The organism is Mycobacterium hippophais, assembly GCF_027529605.1.
In the GTDB taxonomy this organism is placed as follows: domain Bacteria; phylum Actinomycetota; class Actinomycetes; order Mycobacteriales; family Mycobacteriaceae; genus Mycobacterium; species Mycobacterium arseniciresistens.
In genome coordinates this window covers 1-14,264 of sequence record NZ_JAPZPY010000017.1, presented here as the reverse complement: position 1 = coordinate 14,264, position 14,264 = coordinate 1, and the positions used below count along the sequence as shown (strand labels likewise).

Below are 14,264 nucleotides of genomic sequence, written 5' to 3'. Positions count from 1 at the left end.
ATCAGCGGTGTAACTGAGGTCACAGTACGCTCGCCGCCACAATGAATTCCATGGCTCCTGAAGACCGCTCGCGCGACGAGACCACGACAGCCGATCCCCATCTGTGGCTCGAGGACATCACCGGCGACGACGCGTTGAACTGGGTGCGGGCGCACAACGAGCCCACTCTCGCCGGCCTGGCCGGGGACCGCTTCGAACAGATGCGGGCCGAGGCGCTCGAGGTGCTCGACACCGATGCCCGCATCCCTTACGTGCGGCGCCGCGGTGAGTACCTGTACAACTTCTGGCGCGACGCGGCCAACCCGCGCGGGCTGTGGCGGCGCACCACCCTGGACAGCTACCGCGGCGAGAACCCCGACTGGGACGTCGTCATCGACGTCGACGAGCTGGCGCGCGCCGACGACGAGAACTGGGTGTGGGCGGGCGCCGACGTCATCGAACCCGAGCGCACCCTGGCCCTGGTGAGCCTCTCCCGAGGTGGGTCGGATGCCGCTATCGTCCGCGAGTTCGACATGCGGACAAGGCAGTTCGTCGACGGCGGATTCGAGCTGCCGGAGGCGAAGACCCAGATCGACTGGGTCGACCAGGACACCGTGCTGGTCGGCACCGACTTCGGCGACGGTTCGCTGACCGACTCGGGTTACCCGAGGCTGGTGAAACGGTGGCGCCGCGGGCAGCCGTTGGCCGACGCCGAGACGCTGTTCAGCGGCGAGCCCAGCGACGTCGTGGTGGCCGCATACACCGATCGCACACCGGGATTCGAGCGCACCATGCTGCGCCGGGCGGTCGACTTCTACAACGACGAGGTCCACGAAATGCGCGGCGACGAGCTGATCCGGCTCGACGCACCCACCGACGCCACGGTCTCGGCGCACCGCGAATGGCTGCTCATCGAGCTGCGGACCGACTGGAACACCGGCGGCGCCGAGTACCGCGCCGGCTCGTTGCTGGCCGCCGACTACGAGCAATTCCTGGGTGGCACAGCACAACTGCAGGTGGTGTTCGAACCGGACGAGCACACCTGCCTGCACCACTACACGTGGACCCGGGACCGGTTGCTGCTCGTGACGCTGGCCGACGTGGCGAGCCGGGTGCAGGTGGTGACGCCGGGCACCTGGGCCGCCGAACCGGTGCCGGGGATCCCGGAGAACACCAACACCGTGGTGGTGGCGGCCGACCGCGACGGTGACGAGATCTTCCTGGACTCCAGCGGATTCGACACGCCGTCGCGGCTGTTGCACGGCACCGCGGGCGGAGCGCCGACCGAGATCAAGCGGGCGCCGTCGTTCTTCGACGCCGCCGACCTCGAGGTCAGCCAGCACTTCGCCACCTCGGCGGACGGCACCCGGGTGCCCTACTTCGTCGTCGGGCACCGGCACAGCCAGGCGCCGGGACCGGTGCTGCTCGGCGGGTACGGCGGCTTCGAGGTGTCCCGCACACCGGGCTACGACGGGGTGCTCGGCCGGCTGTGGCTGTCCCGCGGGGCCACCTACGTGCTGGCCAACATCCGCGGCGGCGGCGAGTACGGCCCGGGCTGGCACACGCAGGCGATGCGCGAGGGACGCCACCTCGTGTACGAGGACTTCGCGGCGGTGGCGGCCGACCTGGTGGCCCGCGGCGTGACGACGGTCGAGCAACTGGGCGCCCAGGGCGGCAGCAACGGCGGCCTGCTGATGGGCGTGATGCTGACGAAGTACCCGGAGTTGTTCGGCGCCCTGGTCTGCAGCGTGCCACTGCTCGACATGAAGCGGTTCCACCTGCTGCTGGCGGGCGCTTCCTGGATGGCCGAGTACGGCGACCCGGACAACGCCGAAGACTGGGCGTTCATCTCGGAATACTCGCCCTACCAAAACATCTCGGCCGACCGACGGTACCCGCCGGTGCTGATCACCACGTCGACCCGTGACGACCGGGTGCACCCCGGGCACGCCCGCAAGATGACCGCGGCGCTCGAGGCGGCCGGCCAGCCGGTGCAGTACTACGAGAACATCGAGGGCGGCCACGGCGGCGCGGCCGACAATTCGCAGGCCGCGTTCCGGTCGGCGTTGATCTACGAATTCCTGCACCGGAAGTTGAGCACGTAGCGGTGTAACGGATGGCGGGTCAGGCGGCACTCAGTCGTATAACCGATCCGCCATTCACGTCAGGAGCCGCACATGACCACCATCCACGACCACAGCGTCAGGAGCTTCCTCACCGGAGCCGGACTCGAGCGAGCCGGAGCGGTGTTGATCCGCTACAGCCTCGTCCTCGTCATCGGCTGGCTCGGACTGATGAAGTTCACCACCTACGAGGCCAAGGGCATCGAACCGCTCGTCGCCAGCAGCCCGCTGATGAGCTGGGTGTACGACATCTTCTCGGTCACGACGTTCTCGGCGCTGCTCGGCGTCGTCGAGGTGACCGCCGCGGTGCTGCTGGCGGTCAAGCCGCTGTGGCCCCGCGCATCGGCCCTCGGCAGCGTGATCGCCATCGGCCTGTTCGTCGCCACGATCAGCTTCCTGGTCACCCTGCCCGACGCCTTCGCGGCGGGGGAGGGCGGCTTCCCGATGCTCACCCTCAGCGGCGGATTCCTGATCAAAGACGTTGTGCTGATCGCCGTCTCGGTGTGGACGCTGGCCGATGCGCTGAAGTCGGCCGAAACGGACCGCCGTGGAGCTACCCTCACGACGAGATGACCACCGCCACCGGCGATGAAGCGGCGCTCGTCGCCTCCCTTCGGGGTGGCGACGAGGCCGCCTTCGCGCTACTGGTGGACCAGCACACCCCGGCGATGCTGCGGGTGGCGCGCGGCTACGTGCACACCCACGAGCAGGCCGAGGACGTGGTGCAGGAGACGTGGATCGCCCTGCTGAAGGGCATCGCGGGATTCGAGGGGCGATCGTCGGTGCGCACCTGGCTGTTCACGGTGCTGATCAACATCGCCAAGTCCAGGGCGGTCCGCGAGCGACGCGACAGCGACCTGCAGATCATGGCGTTCACCGAGGGCACCGTCGATCCGGCACGGTTCCGCGACGCCGGTGACGAGTGGCCGGGGCACTGGCGGGCCGACGCCGCACCCGCGCCCTTCCCCGACACCCCGGAGGGCTCGGTGCTCGGCGACGAACTCGTGGCGGTCGCCCGGCGCGAACTGGACAAGCTGCCGGAGCGGCAGCGGCAGGTGGTCACGATGCGCGACCTGCTCGACCTCGACTCGGCCGAGGTGAGTGAACTGCTCGGCATCACGACCGGCAATCAACGGGTGCTCCTGCACCGCGGCCGTGCGGCGGTCCGGCAGGCGCTCGAAGACTACGTGCAAGACAACGACGTGCAAGACCAAGACGTGCAAGACAAAGACGGTAGGGACCAGCGATGACCGGAGACATGGACTGCAACGAACTCGTCGAACTGGTGACCGCGTACCTCGACGGCTCGCTGGACCCCGACACCCGGGCGCGCTTCGACGTGCATCTGGTCGAGTGCGACGGCTGCGACCACTACCTGCAGCAGTTCCGCACCACCGTCGACACCCTTGGCCGGATCGGCGACGACGCGATCGAACCGGCGTTCCGTGACCGGCTGCTCGGCGCGTTCCGCGACTGGCGGTGAGTCAGGCGCGCTCCCCTGCCAAACTGCAGCCATGCCCGACTTCGAGACCCTGCTCTACACGGTCGCAGCGCCGATCGCCACGATCACGCTGAACCGCCCCGACCAGCTCAACACGATCGTGCCGCCGATGCCCGACGAGATCGAGGCCGCCGTCGGCCTGGCCGAACGCGACCCGGCGGTCAAGGTGATCGTGCTGCGCGGCGCGGGCAGGGCGTTCTCCGGCGGCTACGACTTCGGCGGCGGCTTCGGTCAGTGGGGCGAGGCGATGAACACCGACGGCCGGTGGGACCCGGGTAAGGACTTCGCGATGGTCAGCGCCCGCGAGACGGGTCCGACGCAGAAGTTCATGGCGATCTGGCGGGCGTCCAAGCCGGTGATCGCCCAGGTGCACGGCTGGTGTGTGGGCGGTGCGAGTGACTACGCGCTGTGCGCCGACCTCGTCATCGCCAGCGAGGACGCCGTCATCGGCACCCCGTACAGCCGGATGTGGGGCGCGTACCTCACCGGGATGTGGCTCTACCGGCTGAGCCTGGCGAAGGTGAAGTGGCATTCGCTGACCGGAGAGCCGCTCACCGGCCGGGAGGCCGCGGACGTGGAACTGATCAACGAGGCGGTGCCGTTCGAGCGGCTCGAGGCCCGTGTCGCCGAGATCGCCGGGCGGCTCGCCAGAATCCCGCTGTCGCAGTTGCAGGCGCAGAAGCTCATCGTCAACCAGGCCTACGAGAACATGGGCCTGGCGTCCACCCAGACGCTCGGCGGCATCCTCGACGGGCTGATGCGCAACACCCCGGACGCGCTCGACTTCATCGACACCGCGTCCAGGGAGGGCGTGCGGGCCGCGGTCGAGCGTCGCGACGGCCCGTGGGGCGACTACAGCCAGGCGCCGCCGGAGCGCAGGCCGGATCCGTCACACGTGATCGAACCCTGAGCGCCGTTCGCGGCGCAACCCGCCGAGCATCGCCACCAGCGCACCGACCAGCACCAGCGCGCCGCCGGCGGCCAGGGTCAGGTTGAACCAGTGGTGCAGGCTGTCCTCGGCGTGGCCGACCATCGCGTCGGCGATCAGGCGGATGTCGCCGGTGGTGTTGCCGAGTGCGCCGTCGATGCGCCCGCGGGCGACCTCCAGCCCGGCCCAGCCCGCAGCGCCCACCAGCAGTGCCGATACTCCCAGTGCGGCAACGGCTTTGCCGCGAGACCGAGCGGCGGCCAGGGTCAGCAGCGCGAACACCCCGGCCAGCACGGCCGAGCCGACGGCGGCCCACGGCGTCCAGGTGGCCAGCGGCCGCAGCTTGCCGGGCCGCAGCTCGGCGGACGGGACGGTGATCGGCACCTCGAGCGTCTCGGGCACGCCGAGGTTGAGGTCGCCCAGCGTCGCGCGGAACGACGTGTCCGACAGCATCGGCGCGACGTCGATCAGCCATTGGTTCTGCTGGTCGCCGGGCTGCGCGGAGTCGGTGAACACGTAACGGTGCGCGATGCGGTTGGCCTGCGCGAACTGGCCGGGGAAGCCGGCGTTACCGGTGTAAGAGGTGGCGACCTGGCGCACCAGGGCGGGGTTGAGCCCGCCGTAACCGTTGTCGCCGGCGAGGTCGAGGATCTGGGTGGTCAACTCGGCGGCGACCGCCTGCTGCAGCGCCGGGTCCTCGGCGGCCGACGCGGCGAATTCGGCGTAGCCGTCCTCGCTGACGACGGTCGTCTGGGCCCACGCCGTCGGCACCGCCACCGCAAGGGCTGCCGTCGTGACGAGCCACAGCAGCACCGTCATGACGAATCGCACGCCCGGGCCTCCCCACGTCGGTGAAGGACCGCGCGGGGTTTCAGTCCGTCAGCGCCCGTCCCACGATCAGCGGATCCGCGCGGCCGACCACCTCGTGGTCCTTGTTGTCGTAGTCGAACTTACCGAGCACGTGCCGCATGGCGTTGATCCGGGCGCGCTTCTTGTCGTTGCTCTTGACCACGATCCAGGGTGCGAACTCGGTGTCCGTCAGCGCGAACATGTCCTCTTTGGCCTGCGTGTAGTCGTCCCACTTGTCCAGCGACGCCAGGTCCGTCGGGGACAGCTTCCACTGCCGCACCGGGTCCACCTGCCGGATGGTGAACCGGGTGAGCTGCTCGCTCTGGGTGACCGAGAACCACAGCTTGGTCAGGCTGATGCCGTCGTTGACCAGCATCTGCTCGAAAAGCGGTGCCTGCCGGATGAACTCGGCGTGTTGCTCGGGTGAGCAGTAACCCATCACGCGCTCGACGCCTGCGCGGTTGTACCAGGACCGGTCGAACAGCACCATCTCCCCGGCGGCGGGCAGATGGGGAACGTAGCGCTGGAAGTACCACTGCGTCTGTTCGCGTTCGGTCGGCTTCTCCAGCGCCACCACGCGGGCGCCGCGCGGGTTCAGGTGCTCCATGAAGCGCTTGATGGTGCCGCCCTTGCCCGCCGCGTCGCGACCCTCGAACACGATGACGTGCCGGAGACCGTTGGCCTGGCTCCACTTCTGCAGCTTGAGCAGTTCGATCTGCAGCAACCGCTTCTGCTGCTCGTACTCCTCGCGGCTCATCCGCTCGTCGTACGGGTAGTTCTCCCGCCACGTGTCGACGGGGTCGCCGCTCGGCTGCACGAGCAGCACCGGATCGTCGTCGTCATCGTCGCGGACGGTGTAGCCGTCGGTCAGCAGGGTCACGGCGCCGAACGTAACGGCTCGCCGGTACGCGAAGGTGACGCCGAAGTGAACTGGCGGTGGACGCCGCCGCGGACGCTAGCGGGCTTCGCGGCGGGGGCGGATGAGCGCCATCTTCGTCATCATCGTGTTCATCCGCTTGAGCGCCTTCTGGGACTGGTTGTAGTAGTTGCCGCCGGCGCCGACGCTGGTGCGCGGCGCCACCACGGCCTCCTGACGGCAGAACTTGCGCAGCCCGTCGGCGCCGCCGAACCGGGCGCCGATGCCCGAGGTCTTCCATCCGCCCATCGGGGCCGTGGTGCACATCAGGTTGGATATCACGTCGTTGACGTTGACTGCGCCGCAATCGAGTTGCAGCGCAACGGCTTTGCCGCGTTCGACGTCCTTGGAGAACACCGAGGCGCTCAAGCCGTATGGGCTGTCGTTGGCGAGGCGCACCGCCTCCTCGACGCTGGACACCTTCATGATCGGCAGGGTCGGGCCGAAGGTCTCCTCGGTCATGCACATCATGGAGTGGTCGACGTCGACGAGCACCGTCGGCGGGTAGAAGCTGCCTTCACCGGCGGGCCGTTCGCCGCCCGTCAGCGCGCGGGCGCCCTTGGCCTTGGCGTCCTCGACGTGGCGCTCGGTGACGGCGACCTGGCTCTGGTCGATCTGGGCGCCGACGTCGTACCCGTCGCCCGCGCCCATCTTGAGGTCTTCGACGGCGCGCACGACGGCGTCGACGAACTGCTGGTAGATCGCGTCGAGGACGTACACCCGTTCCACCGACACACATGTCTGGCCGGCGTTGAACATCGCGCCCCAGACGGCGGCGTGTGCGGCCAGGTCGACGTCGGCGTCCTCGAGCACGATCATCGGGTCCTTGCCGCCCAGCTCCAGGCTGACCGGGGTGAGCCGGCGCGCGGCGCGCTCCATCACCTTCGCGCCGGTGGCGCTGGACCCGGTGAACTGGATGTAGTCGGAGTTGTCGACCACGGCCTCGACGGCCTCGCGGGCGCCCTGCACGATCGCCATCACCTCGGGCGCCCCGGAGTCCAGCCAGCCGCGCAGCAACAGCTCGGCCGTCAGCGGTGTCCGCTCCGACGGCTTGAGCAGCACCGCGCATCCGGCGGCCAGCGCGGCGATGCCGTCCATCAGCAGGTTGGCCACCGGGTAGTTCCACGGCGCGATGATGCCGACGACCGGACGGGGCCGGTAGTGCACCGTGACCTTCTTGATCGACAGGAACGGCAGCGACGCAGGCCGGCTCTCCGGCGCCAGCGCCTTCTCCATGGTCTTGATGTAGTACGAGGCGATCATGATCAGCAGCGGCACCTCCTGCGCCGCGTCGACCGCGGACTTGCCGGTCTCCTTGATCAGCAGCTCTTCGATCTCGTCGCGGTGCTCACCCAGCCACACGGCGTAGCGGGCGAGGACCTTCGCGCGGCCTTTGGCGCCGCGGGCCTCCCAGTCGCGCTGCGCGGCCCGCAGGCCGGTCGCGATGCGCGGCACGTCGGTGGGGTCCGTCCAGCGCACGGTGCCGGCGACGGCGCCGGTCGCGGGGTTGCGGATGGTGCCGGTCTCGGCCGCGTCCACGTCAGGCGTAGCAGTCATGTCCCCATGCTAACCGCCTGCTGTGACGCAGATCGCAGTGGGGTTGACACCTGTCAAGTGGGGTGCCGGAGCGCGCGGCCGGCCAGCGTCACGATCGCCGTGCCGAGCAGCAGCGCCCCGACCGTGTCGGTGAAGTAGTGGAAGGTCGATCCGACGGCCAGCATGCCGACCGCCACGGCCAGCGCGGCAAGTGCCAGCACCCACAACCGGCTCCCTGCAGCCAGCACCACCAGGCCCGACACCACCACGAGCGTCGTCACGTGACCGCTGGGATACGCCAGGGCGCCGCCGCTCAGGCGGCCGAACAACGGCTTGACGGTCCAGACCACCGCGATGCCCAGCGGCGGACAGACCACTGCGGCGATCGCCAGCCGCCACCGTCCGCGCCACAGCGCGACGGCGAATATCGCGGCCAGCACGGCGAGCAGCACCCGCCAGTCCACCACCACCCGCCACCACCGCGGGAAGTCGCGGTCGGAGAACCAGGCGTCGAGACCGGTGGTCCCGGTGCCGACGGCGACGCCGAGCAGCACCATCGCCGCGATCGCGACCGGCGGCCACCATCCGGCCGCTCTTGTCATCGACACCTCAGCCGGCGATGCCCTGCACGTACGCCGCCTGCCCCAGGTGCTGGGCGCAGTCGTCGACGATGCTGACCAGTCGCGCGCTCGCGGTGACCGGTGGGTCCCACCGCTCGTCGACGATCCTGCTCAGGTCCTCCGGCGTCACCGACGCGATGTACTCGAGCGTCACCTTGTGCACAGCGTGGTAGTAGCCGGCGAGCAGATCGGCGGACGCCCGGACCTTGTCGACGTCGTCCGCACCGTGGCCGTACCCGGTGTCGTCGCGCGGGAGGTCGAGGCCGAACCGGTCGACCCAGCCGTCGCGCGTCCACACCTCCTCGACCCCGGCGACGTCGCACAGCTGTGCGTCCTGCACGCGGGCGCTGTGCCACAGCAGCCAGGCGATGGTGTTGGCGGTCGGAGCCGGCCGGTAGAGCGCTACCTCGTCGGACAGCTCGTCGGCGATCGCGTCGACGTGCTCGATGAGCCGGGTGAACGAGTCACGCAGCAGTTCGCGGGCCGCGGTCGCGTCAGAGTCAGCCATGGGTCTCAACGTACCCGTGAGCCCGTCGGAACTGCCGCCCGAAGCGGGCCGCCGGGGCGCTTACGATCGGTCGGTGGCAGCGCTGAGCAGAGTCGTTGTGGCCGCGATGATCCCGATGAACATCGCGATGATCCTGTGGGTCTGGGTGGGTCGCGCGGTGTTCGGCGGGACGGTGGGTCTGATCGCACTGATATCGGCGTTCACGGTGGTTCCCTTGCTCGTGATCGCGCTGTCGATGTCGACGTGGTCGGCGTTGCGGCACACCCGCCGGCACGGCCGGCTGACGACCGCTCAGATCGTGGTGCAACTGCTGCTGTGGCTGCTGCTGCTCGTCATCGGCGCGGTGATGCCCGATGTGGCGGACAACAACGCCGAGCAGTCGGTCCTGACCAGGGCCATCGGCTGGAGCGGCGAGCTGCTGACGGTCGGCTTCGAACTCGCGAAGTGGCTCGCCGTGGCGGCGGTGGCGTGCTGGATCGTCTTCATGGCGCTGCTGTCGCGGGGACGCCGCGCGGTGACGATTCCGCCGCACTAACCCTTGGGGCCGCCGCCGTGGAAGACCGCCTCGACGTTGTTGCCGTCGGGATCGCGGACGAACGCCCCGTAGTAGTTCTCGTGGTACTCCGGCCACAGTCTCGGCTCGTGCAGAGGTTCCACACCCAGCGCCAGCGCGGTGCGGAAGAACGCCTGCACGCTCTCGGGGTCCTTCGCGGCGAACGCGACGTGCATCTCCCGGTTGGGCCCGGGCACCTCGCCGGCGTTCATGTCAGCGATCCAGAAGTGCGGATGCCCCTCGGCGCCGTAGCCGACGGCCACGCCGAAGTCCATCTGCCTGCTGTAACCCAGGACGTGGAGCACCTTGTCGTAGAACTCTTTTGACCTGTCGAAGTCAGCGCAGTTGATTCCGAAGTGATCGATCACCCCGTCACCGTACATTCGTGCCATGACATATGAGGCCGGAGCGCGGAGCGCGACATTCAATCTCGTCATTCGCAACGGCACCGTCGTCGACGGCCTCGGCGGTGAGCCGTTCACGGCAGACGTCGCGGTGTCCGACGGCGCCATCGCCGCGGTGGGCGCCGTCGACGGGACCGGCGCCCGGGAGATCGACGCCACCGGCCTGCTGGTCACGCCGGGATTCGTCGACCTGCACACCCACTACGACGGACAGGCCATCTGGTCGGACCGGATGACGCCGTCGTCGGCGCACGGCGTGACCACCGCGGTGATGGGCAACTGCGGGGTCGGCTTCGCGCCGTGCCGGCCGGAGGACCACGACGTGCTGGTCGACGTGATGGCGGGCGTTGAGGACATCCCGGGCGTGGTCATGGTCGACGGCCTGCCGTGGACGTGGGAGACCTTCCCCGAGTTCCTCGACGCCCTGGATTCGCGACAGCGCGACATCGACGTCGCCGCCTTCCTGCCGCACTCGCCGCTGCGCGTCTACGTGATGGGCCGGCGCGGCGTCGAGCGCGAACCGGCCACCCAAGAGGACCTGGCGATGATGCGCAAGCTCGCCGCCGAGGCCGTCCAGGTCGGCGCACTGGGCTTCGCGTCGTCGCAGCTGACCCTGCACAAGAGTGAAAGTGGCCAGCCCATACCGAGTTTCGGCGCGGCGTACGCGGAGTTCGACGCGATCGCCCGTGGCGTCCACGACGGCGGAGGCGGGCTGATCCAGTTCGTGCCCGACCTCGTCGCCGGTGACTACGAGCCCGCGCTCCGGACCGTCTTCGACGTGGCCGAGGACGTCGGCCTGCCCGTCACCTTCACCCTGGCGATCGGCAACGCCGGTGACCCGTTCTTCGTCGACGCGCTCACCATGGTGGAGAAGGCTAATGCCGCCGGCGGTGACATCAGCGCCCAGGTGTTCCCGCGGCCGATCGGCCTGGTGCTCGGCCTCGAACTGTCGGGTCATCCCTTCGTGCTCTACCCGAGCTACCGCGAACTGGCGGGCCTGCCGCTGGCCGAACGGGTCGCCGAGATGCGCAGACCCGAAGTGCGCGAACGCATCCTGAACGACACCGCGGCCGGCGACGGGCACCCGCTGATGTTCGCCGCGCAGGCGTTCGAGTGGATGTTCCCCCTGGGCGACCCGCCGAACTACGAACCCGACCGGTCGGACAGCATCGCCGCCAGGGCACGAGCGCGCGGCGTGACCCCGCTCGAGGAGGCCTACGACCGGGTTCTCGACGACGGCGGGCACGCCATGCTGCTGGTCACGCTCGCCAACTTCCGGGACGGCTCGCTGGACACGGTGGCCGACCTGATCCGCCGCGACGATGTAGTGCTCGGCCTCGGCGACGGCGGCGCGCACTACGGAATGATCTGCGACGCAAGCTTTCCGACGTACATGCTGACGCACTGGGTGCGTGATCGCGCGGCGGGCCGGCTGTCGGTCGCCGACGCGGTGCGGGAGCTGACGTCCGCGCCCGCGCGGGTCGCCGGCCTCGCCGACCGGGGCCGCATCGCGGTCGGCTACAAAGCCGACCTGAACGTCATCGACCCCGACGCACTGCGGCTGCACAAGCCCGTGGTGGCCCACGACCTGCCCGCGGGCGGGCGGCGGCTGGACCAGCGCGCCGACGGGTACGTCGCGACCGTGGTGTCGGGTGAGGTGATCGCCGAGCACGGTGCGCCCACAGCGGCCCGGCCCGGGCGGCTGGTCCGGGGCCGACGGCCGGCGCCCGTCGCATGAGTCGCGTCCAGCCGCTGGCGCCGCCGTGGAGCGAGGCCGACGCCGCCGAGATCCACAGCTGGGGCCACCCGGACCGCACCTACGAACCACTGCTGCTGGTGCGTTGCCTGCAGCGCCACCCGAAGCTGGCACACCGGCTGCGCAAGATGGGCGAGTCGCTGTACGTGGACGCCCGGCTGCCTGCGCGGGTGCGCACCATCGCGATCCTGCGCATCTGCGCACTCGTCGGATGCGCCTACGAGTGGGGCGGCCAAGCCGCGTTCTGGGGGCCGCTGGCCAGGGTGAGCGACGAAGAGTGCGACGCGTTGGTCACCGGTGCACCCGCGGATTGGACTGCGGCCGAACGCATCCTGATCGAGGCGATCGACGAGCTGGAACGCACCGGGTCATGGACGTCGGACACCTGGGACGCGCTCGGCGGCGAGCTCGACGACGAACAACGGATGGAGCTGCTGATCGCCGTCGGCTGGTACCGCACGGTGTGCACACTGTGCAACGGCCTTGCGCTGCCGGTGGAGGGCTGGATGCGACCCTGGCCGCTGTCAGCGGCGTGAATTCTTCAGCCCGGGATGCTGTTTGGCGACCAGGGGCAGCAGCACGCGGTGCGGCAGCAGCTGGAACAGCCGGGTGCTGATCTGGCTCGGCAGGCCGGGGATGACGCTGCCGCCGCCGCCTTCGAGCGCCTCGATGCCCGTTTTCGCGACGGCCCGTGACGGCATCCACATGAACTTCGGGAATGCGTTGGCGAATTCGCGCTCGTCGACGCCGGCGGCCTCGAGGAACCCGGTGCGTACCGGGCCAGGATGCAGGGCCGCGACGGTGACGCCCGTGCCTGCCAGCTCGCCGCGCAGGCCGTCGGTGTAGGTCTTCACGAAGGCCTTCGTGCCTGCGTAGCCGGCCTGGCCCGGGAACGGCTGGAACCCGGCCGTGGAGCCGACGTTGAGGATCGCGCCCCGGCCACGCGGCACCATCTGCTGCACCGCGCGGGTGGTGAGGTCGATGACGGCCTCGACGTTGACGCGGACCTGGGCGATCTCGTCGGCGACGCTCGACTCGGCGACCGGGCCGATGGTGCCGATCCCCGCGTTGTTGACGAGTACGTCCACCGTCAGGCCGCGTCGCTCGATCTCGTCGAACAGTGCCGCACGCGCGTCGGGATCGGCGACGTCGCAGGCGATCACCTCGACCCGCACGCGGTCGCCGAGCTCGGCGGCCAGCTCGCGCAGGCGGTCTTCGCGGCGTGCGACCAGCGTGACGCCGTGTCCGCGTTCGACGAGTTCGCGGGCCAGGTCGGCTCCGATCCCCGACGATGCTCCGGTGACGACGGCGGTGGTGGTCGGTGACGGCTGCGGTAGTGGCATGGGGTTCAACCTAACTCTCAGCGGGTGATGACGATCTTGCCGGTGACCCGGCCCGATTCGACGTCGCGGTGGGCTTCCTTCAATCCGGTCGACGAGAAGTCGTCGATGGTCTTGGTGACGGTGGTGCGCAGGACGCCCCGGTCGACGAGGTCGGCGGTGGCGGCGAGCAGGCGCTGCTGCTCGATCATGTCCGGCGTCTCGTACATCGCTCGGGTGAACATCAGCTCCCAGTGCCACGCGATGCTCTTCTTCTTCAACGCGAGGAGGTCCAGGCCCGGCGGCTCGTCGATCGCGGTGATGTGCCCGAACGGCGTCACGATGTCGGCGTAGGTGTCGATGTTGCCTGCCGAGTGGGGCGAGAACAGGAAGTCGACGCCGTCAGGGGCGACGGCGAGCGTCTCCTCGCGCAGATTGTGGTGATTGACCACGACATCGGCGCCCATGCTCGTCGCCCACTCCCGGGATTCGTCACGGCTGGCGGTGCCGATCACCCGCACACCGGTCAGCGCCTTGGCAAGCTGGATCATGATCGAGCCGACACCACCTGCGGCGCCGAGCACAAGGAGGTCACCGGTCGACTCCTTCGTCAGGCCGAAGCGGTCGAACAATGACTCCCATGCGGTGATGGTGGTCAGCGGCAGGGCGGCCGCGTCGCCGAAGGACAGGCCGCTCGGCTTGCGGGAGACGATCCGTTCGTCGACGGCCTGGAACTCTGCGTTGGTCCCTGGTCTGGTGAGGTCGCCGGCGTACCAGACCTCGTCCCCGACCGCAAGCGACTCAACCTGCGGCCCAACGGATTCGACGATGCCTGCCGCGTCGTAGCCGAGGATGGTGGGCGTGGCCGACTCCGGGACGACGGCGCGCTGCTTGACGTCGGCCGGGTTGACGGACACCGCGAGTACGCGGACCAGGATGTCGCGGGGGCGGAGTTCCGGGATGTCGACGGTGACGTCCTGCAGGGTCCTTGGGTCGTCGACGGGGCCGCCGGCGAATGAGCCGATCGCACGCATCGTGGTCATGACAGTCGACAACGTCAGCGGTGTCCGAGACCATCCCCGCTGTTTCGGTTACTTGTCGGGGGTGCCGGCTATAATCGAACACATGTTCGAAGAGTTGCCGCCGGAGATGGACGCGCTGCCCGAGTCGGCCGATGCCGAGGTCTGCGAGGCGATCACCGGCTGGGCACGCATCGAAGCCGCCGCCTGCGCACGCAAACACGCCGCCATGGCCGAACTGTTCACCCGCCGC

At 69.5% G+C, this 14,264-nt stretch carries 16 protein-coding genes; 8 read left to right on the top strand and 8 right to left on the bottom strand.

The window, feature by feature from the left end; genetic code table 11:
• Positions 1–50: 50 nt before the first annotated feature.
• The 5 genes from O6P37_RS26210 (at position 51) to O6P37_RS26190 (ending at position 4,513) form a co-directional block, all read left to right on the top strand.
• Positions 51–2,084, top strand: coding sequence for a prolyl oligopeptidase family serine peptidase (locus tag O6P37_RS26210; RefSeq protein ID WP_269896831.1), 2,034 nt, complete (start codon positions 51–53; stop codon positions 2,082–2,084).
• Positions 2,085–2,156: 72 nt separating this feature from the next.
• Entirely contained in the window at positions 2,157–2,675 is a 519-nt protein-coding gene (locus tag O6P37_RS26205; RefSeq protein WP_269896830.1) for a YkgB family protein, read from the top strand.
• Positions 2,672–3,352: an RNA polymerase sigma factor gene (locus tag O6P37_RS26200; RefSeq protein WP_269896829.1), complete on the top strand. Its 681-nt coding sequence runs from the start codon at positions 2,672–2,674 to the stop codon at positions 3,350–3,352. Before O6P37_RS26205 ends, O6P37_RS26200 begins: the two co-directional genes overlap by 4 nt.
• Positions 3,349–3,585 (top strand): anti-sigma factor family protein, encoded by a 237-nt coding sequence (locus tag O6P37_RS26195; protein WP_269896828.1) that lies wholly within the window; start codon positions 3,349–3,351, stop codon positions 3,583–3,585. The genes O6P37_RS26200 and O6P37_RS26195 overlap by 4 nt, the downstream gene beginning before the upstream one ends.
• A gap of 31 nt (positions 3,586–3,616) precedes the next feature.
• Entirely contained in the window at positions 3,617–4,513 is an 897-nt protein-coding gene (locus tag O6P37_RS26190; RefSeq protein WP_264013069.1) for a crotonase/enoyl-CoA hydratase family protein, read from the top strand.
• On the opposite strand, the gene O6P37_RS26185 is transcribed toward O6P37_RS26190, so the two are convergent.
• From O6P37_RS26185 to O6P37_RS26165, 5 genes are all read right to left on the bottom strand, one after another.
• On the bottom strand, positions 4,493–5,362 hold the full coding sequence (locus tag O6P37_RS26185) for a hypothetical protein (RefSeq protein WP_269896827.1): 870 nt from the start codon (positions 5,360–5,362) through the stop codon (positions 4,493–4,495). The two genes, O6P37_RS26190 and O6P37_RS26185, sit on opposite strands and share 21 nt — an antisense overlap.
• 40 nt (positions 5,363–5,402) lie before the next feature.
• Positions 5,403–6,260 carry a polyphosphate kinase 2 gene (gene ppk2 / locus O6P37_RS26180; RefSeq protein ID WP_269896826.1) on the bottom strand — a complete coding sequence of 286 codons (858 nt, stop codon included), beginning with the start codon at positions 6,258–6,260 and terminating at the stop codon, positions 5,403–5,405.
• Between the two features lie 75 nt (positions 6,261–6,335).
• A complete protein-coding gene (locus O6P37_RS26175; protein ID WP_269896825.1) occupies positions 6,336–7,853 on the bottom strand; it encodes an aldehyde dehydrogenase family protein in 1,518 nt (505 codons plus the stop codon).
• Positions 7,854–7,906: 53 nt separating this feature from the next.
• On the bottom strand, positions 7,907–8,434 hold the full coding sequence (locus O6P37_RS26170) for a phosphatase PAP2 family protein (RefSeq protein WP_269896824.1): 528 nt from the start codon (positions 8,432–8,434) through the stop codon (positions 7,907–7,909).
• Between the two features lie 7 nt (positions 8,435–8,441).
• Positions 8,442–8,960, bottom strand: coding sequence for a mycothiol transferase (locus O6P37_RS26165; RefSeq protein WP_269896823.1), 519 nt, complete (start codon positions 8,958–8,960; stop codon positions 8,442–8,444).
• Between the two features lie 73 nt (positions 8,961–9,033).
• On the opposite strand from O6P37_RS26165, the gene O6P37_RS26160 reads away from it, so the two are divergent.
• Complete coding sequence (locus tag O6P37_RS26160; protein ID WP_269896822.1) at positions 9,034–9,495, top strand: hypothetical protein; 462 nt, start codon at positions 9,034–9,036, stop codon at positions 9,493–9,495.
• On the opposite strand, the gene O6P37_RS26155 is transcribed toward O6P37_RS26160, so the two are convergent.
• Positions 9,492–9,881, bottom strand: coding sequence for a VOC family protein (locus O6P37_RS26155; protein WP_264013149.1), 390 nt, complete (start codon positions 9,879–9,881; stop codon positions 9,492–9,494). The two genes, O6P37_RS26160 and O6P37_RS26155, sit on opposite strands and share 4 nt — an antisense overlap.
• A gap of 22 nt (positions 9,882–9,903) precedes the next feature.
• Here O6P37_RS26155 and O6P37_RS26150 point away from each other — a divergent pair, with 22 nt between their 5' ends.
• Positions 9,904–11,655, top strand: coding sequence for an N-acyl-D-amino-acid deacylase family protein (locus tag O6P37_RS26150; protein WP_269896821.1), 1,752 nt, complete (start codon positions 9,904–9,906; stop codon positions 11,653–11,655).
• Positions 11,652–12,209 carry a carboxymuconolactone decarboxylase family protein gene (locus O6P37_RS26145; protein ID WP_269896820.1) on the top strand — a complete coding sequence of 186 codons (558 nt, stop codon included), beginning with the start codon at positions 11,652–11,654 and terminating at the stop codon, positions 12,207–12,209. Before O6P37_RS26150 ends, O6P37_RS26145 begins: the two co-directional genes overlap by 4 nt.
• Here the strand turns inward: O6P37_RS26145 and O6P37_RS26140 are convergent.
• Both O6P37_RS26140 and O6P37_RS26135 read right to left on the bottom strand, forming a co-directional pair.
• Entirely contained in the window at positions 12,198–13,016 is an 819-nt protein-coding gene (locus O6P37_RS26140) for an SDR family NAD(P)-dependent oxidoreductase (protein WP_269896819.1), read from the bottom strand. The genes O6P37_RS26145 and O6P37_RS26140 overlap by 12 nt on opposite strands.
• A gap of 17 nt (positions 13,017–13,033) precedes the next feature.
• On the bottom strand, positions 13,034–14,035 hold the full coding sequence (locus O6P37_RS26135; RefSeq protein ID WP_269896818.1) for a zinc-binding alcohol dehydrogenase family protein: 1,002 nt from the start codon (positions 14,033–14,035) through the stop codon (positions 13,034–13,036).
• Between the last annotated feature and the right edge of the window lie 229 nt (positions 14,036–14,264).

Coding starts and splice junctions, on each gene's coding strand:
- O6P37_RS26210 (WP_269896831.1), top strand. CDS start 51: ATGGCTCCTGAAGACCGCTCGCGCGACGAGACCACGACAGCCGATCCC.
- O6P37_RS26205 (WP_269896830.1), top strand. CDS start 2,157: ATGACCACCATCCACGACCACAGCGTCAGGAGCTTCCTCACCGGAGCC.
- O6P37_RS26200 (WP_269896829.1), top strand. CDS start 2,672: ATGACCACCGCCACCGGCGATGAAGCGGCGCTCGTCGCCTCCCTTCGG.
- O6P37_RS26195 (WP_269896828.1), top strand. CDS start 3,349: ATGACCGGAGACATGGACTGCAACGAACTCGTCGAACTGGTGACCGCG.
- O6P37_RS26190 (WP_264013069.1), top strand. CDS start 3,617: ATGCCCGACTTCGAGACCCTGCTCTACACGGTCGCAGCGCCGATCGCC.
- O6P37_RS26175 (WP_269896825.1), bottom strand. CDS start 7,853: ATGACTGCTACGCCTGACGTGGACGCGGCCGAGACCGGCACCATCCGC.
- O6P37_RS26170 (WP_269896824.1), bottom strand. CDS start 8,434: ATGACAAGAGCGGCCGGATGGTGGCCGCCGGTCGCGATCGCGGCGATG.
- O6P37_RS26165 (WP_269896823.1), bottom strand. CDS start 8,960: ATGGCTGACTCTGACGCGACCGCGGCCCGCGAACTGCTGCGTGACTCG.
- O6P37_RS26150 (WP_269896821.1), top strand. CDS start 9,904: ATGACATATGAGGCCGGAGCGCGGAGCGCGACATTCAATCTCGTCATT.
- O6P37_RS26145 (WP_269896820.1), top strand. CDS start 11,652: ATGAGTCGCGTCCAGCCGCTGGCGCCGCCGTGGAGCGAGGCCGACGCC.
- O6P37_RS26140 (WP_269896819.1), bottom strand. CDS start 13,016: ATGCCACTACCGCAGCCGTCACCGACCACCACCGCCGTCGTCACCGGA.
- O6P37_RS26135 (WP_269896818.1), bottom strand. CDS start 14,035: ATGACCACGATGCGTGCGATCGGCTCATTCGCCGGCGGCCCCGTCGAC.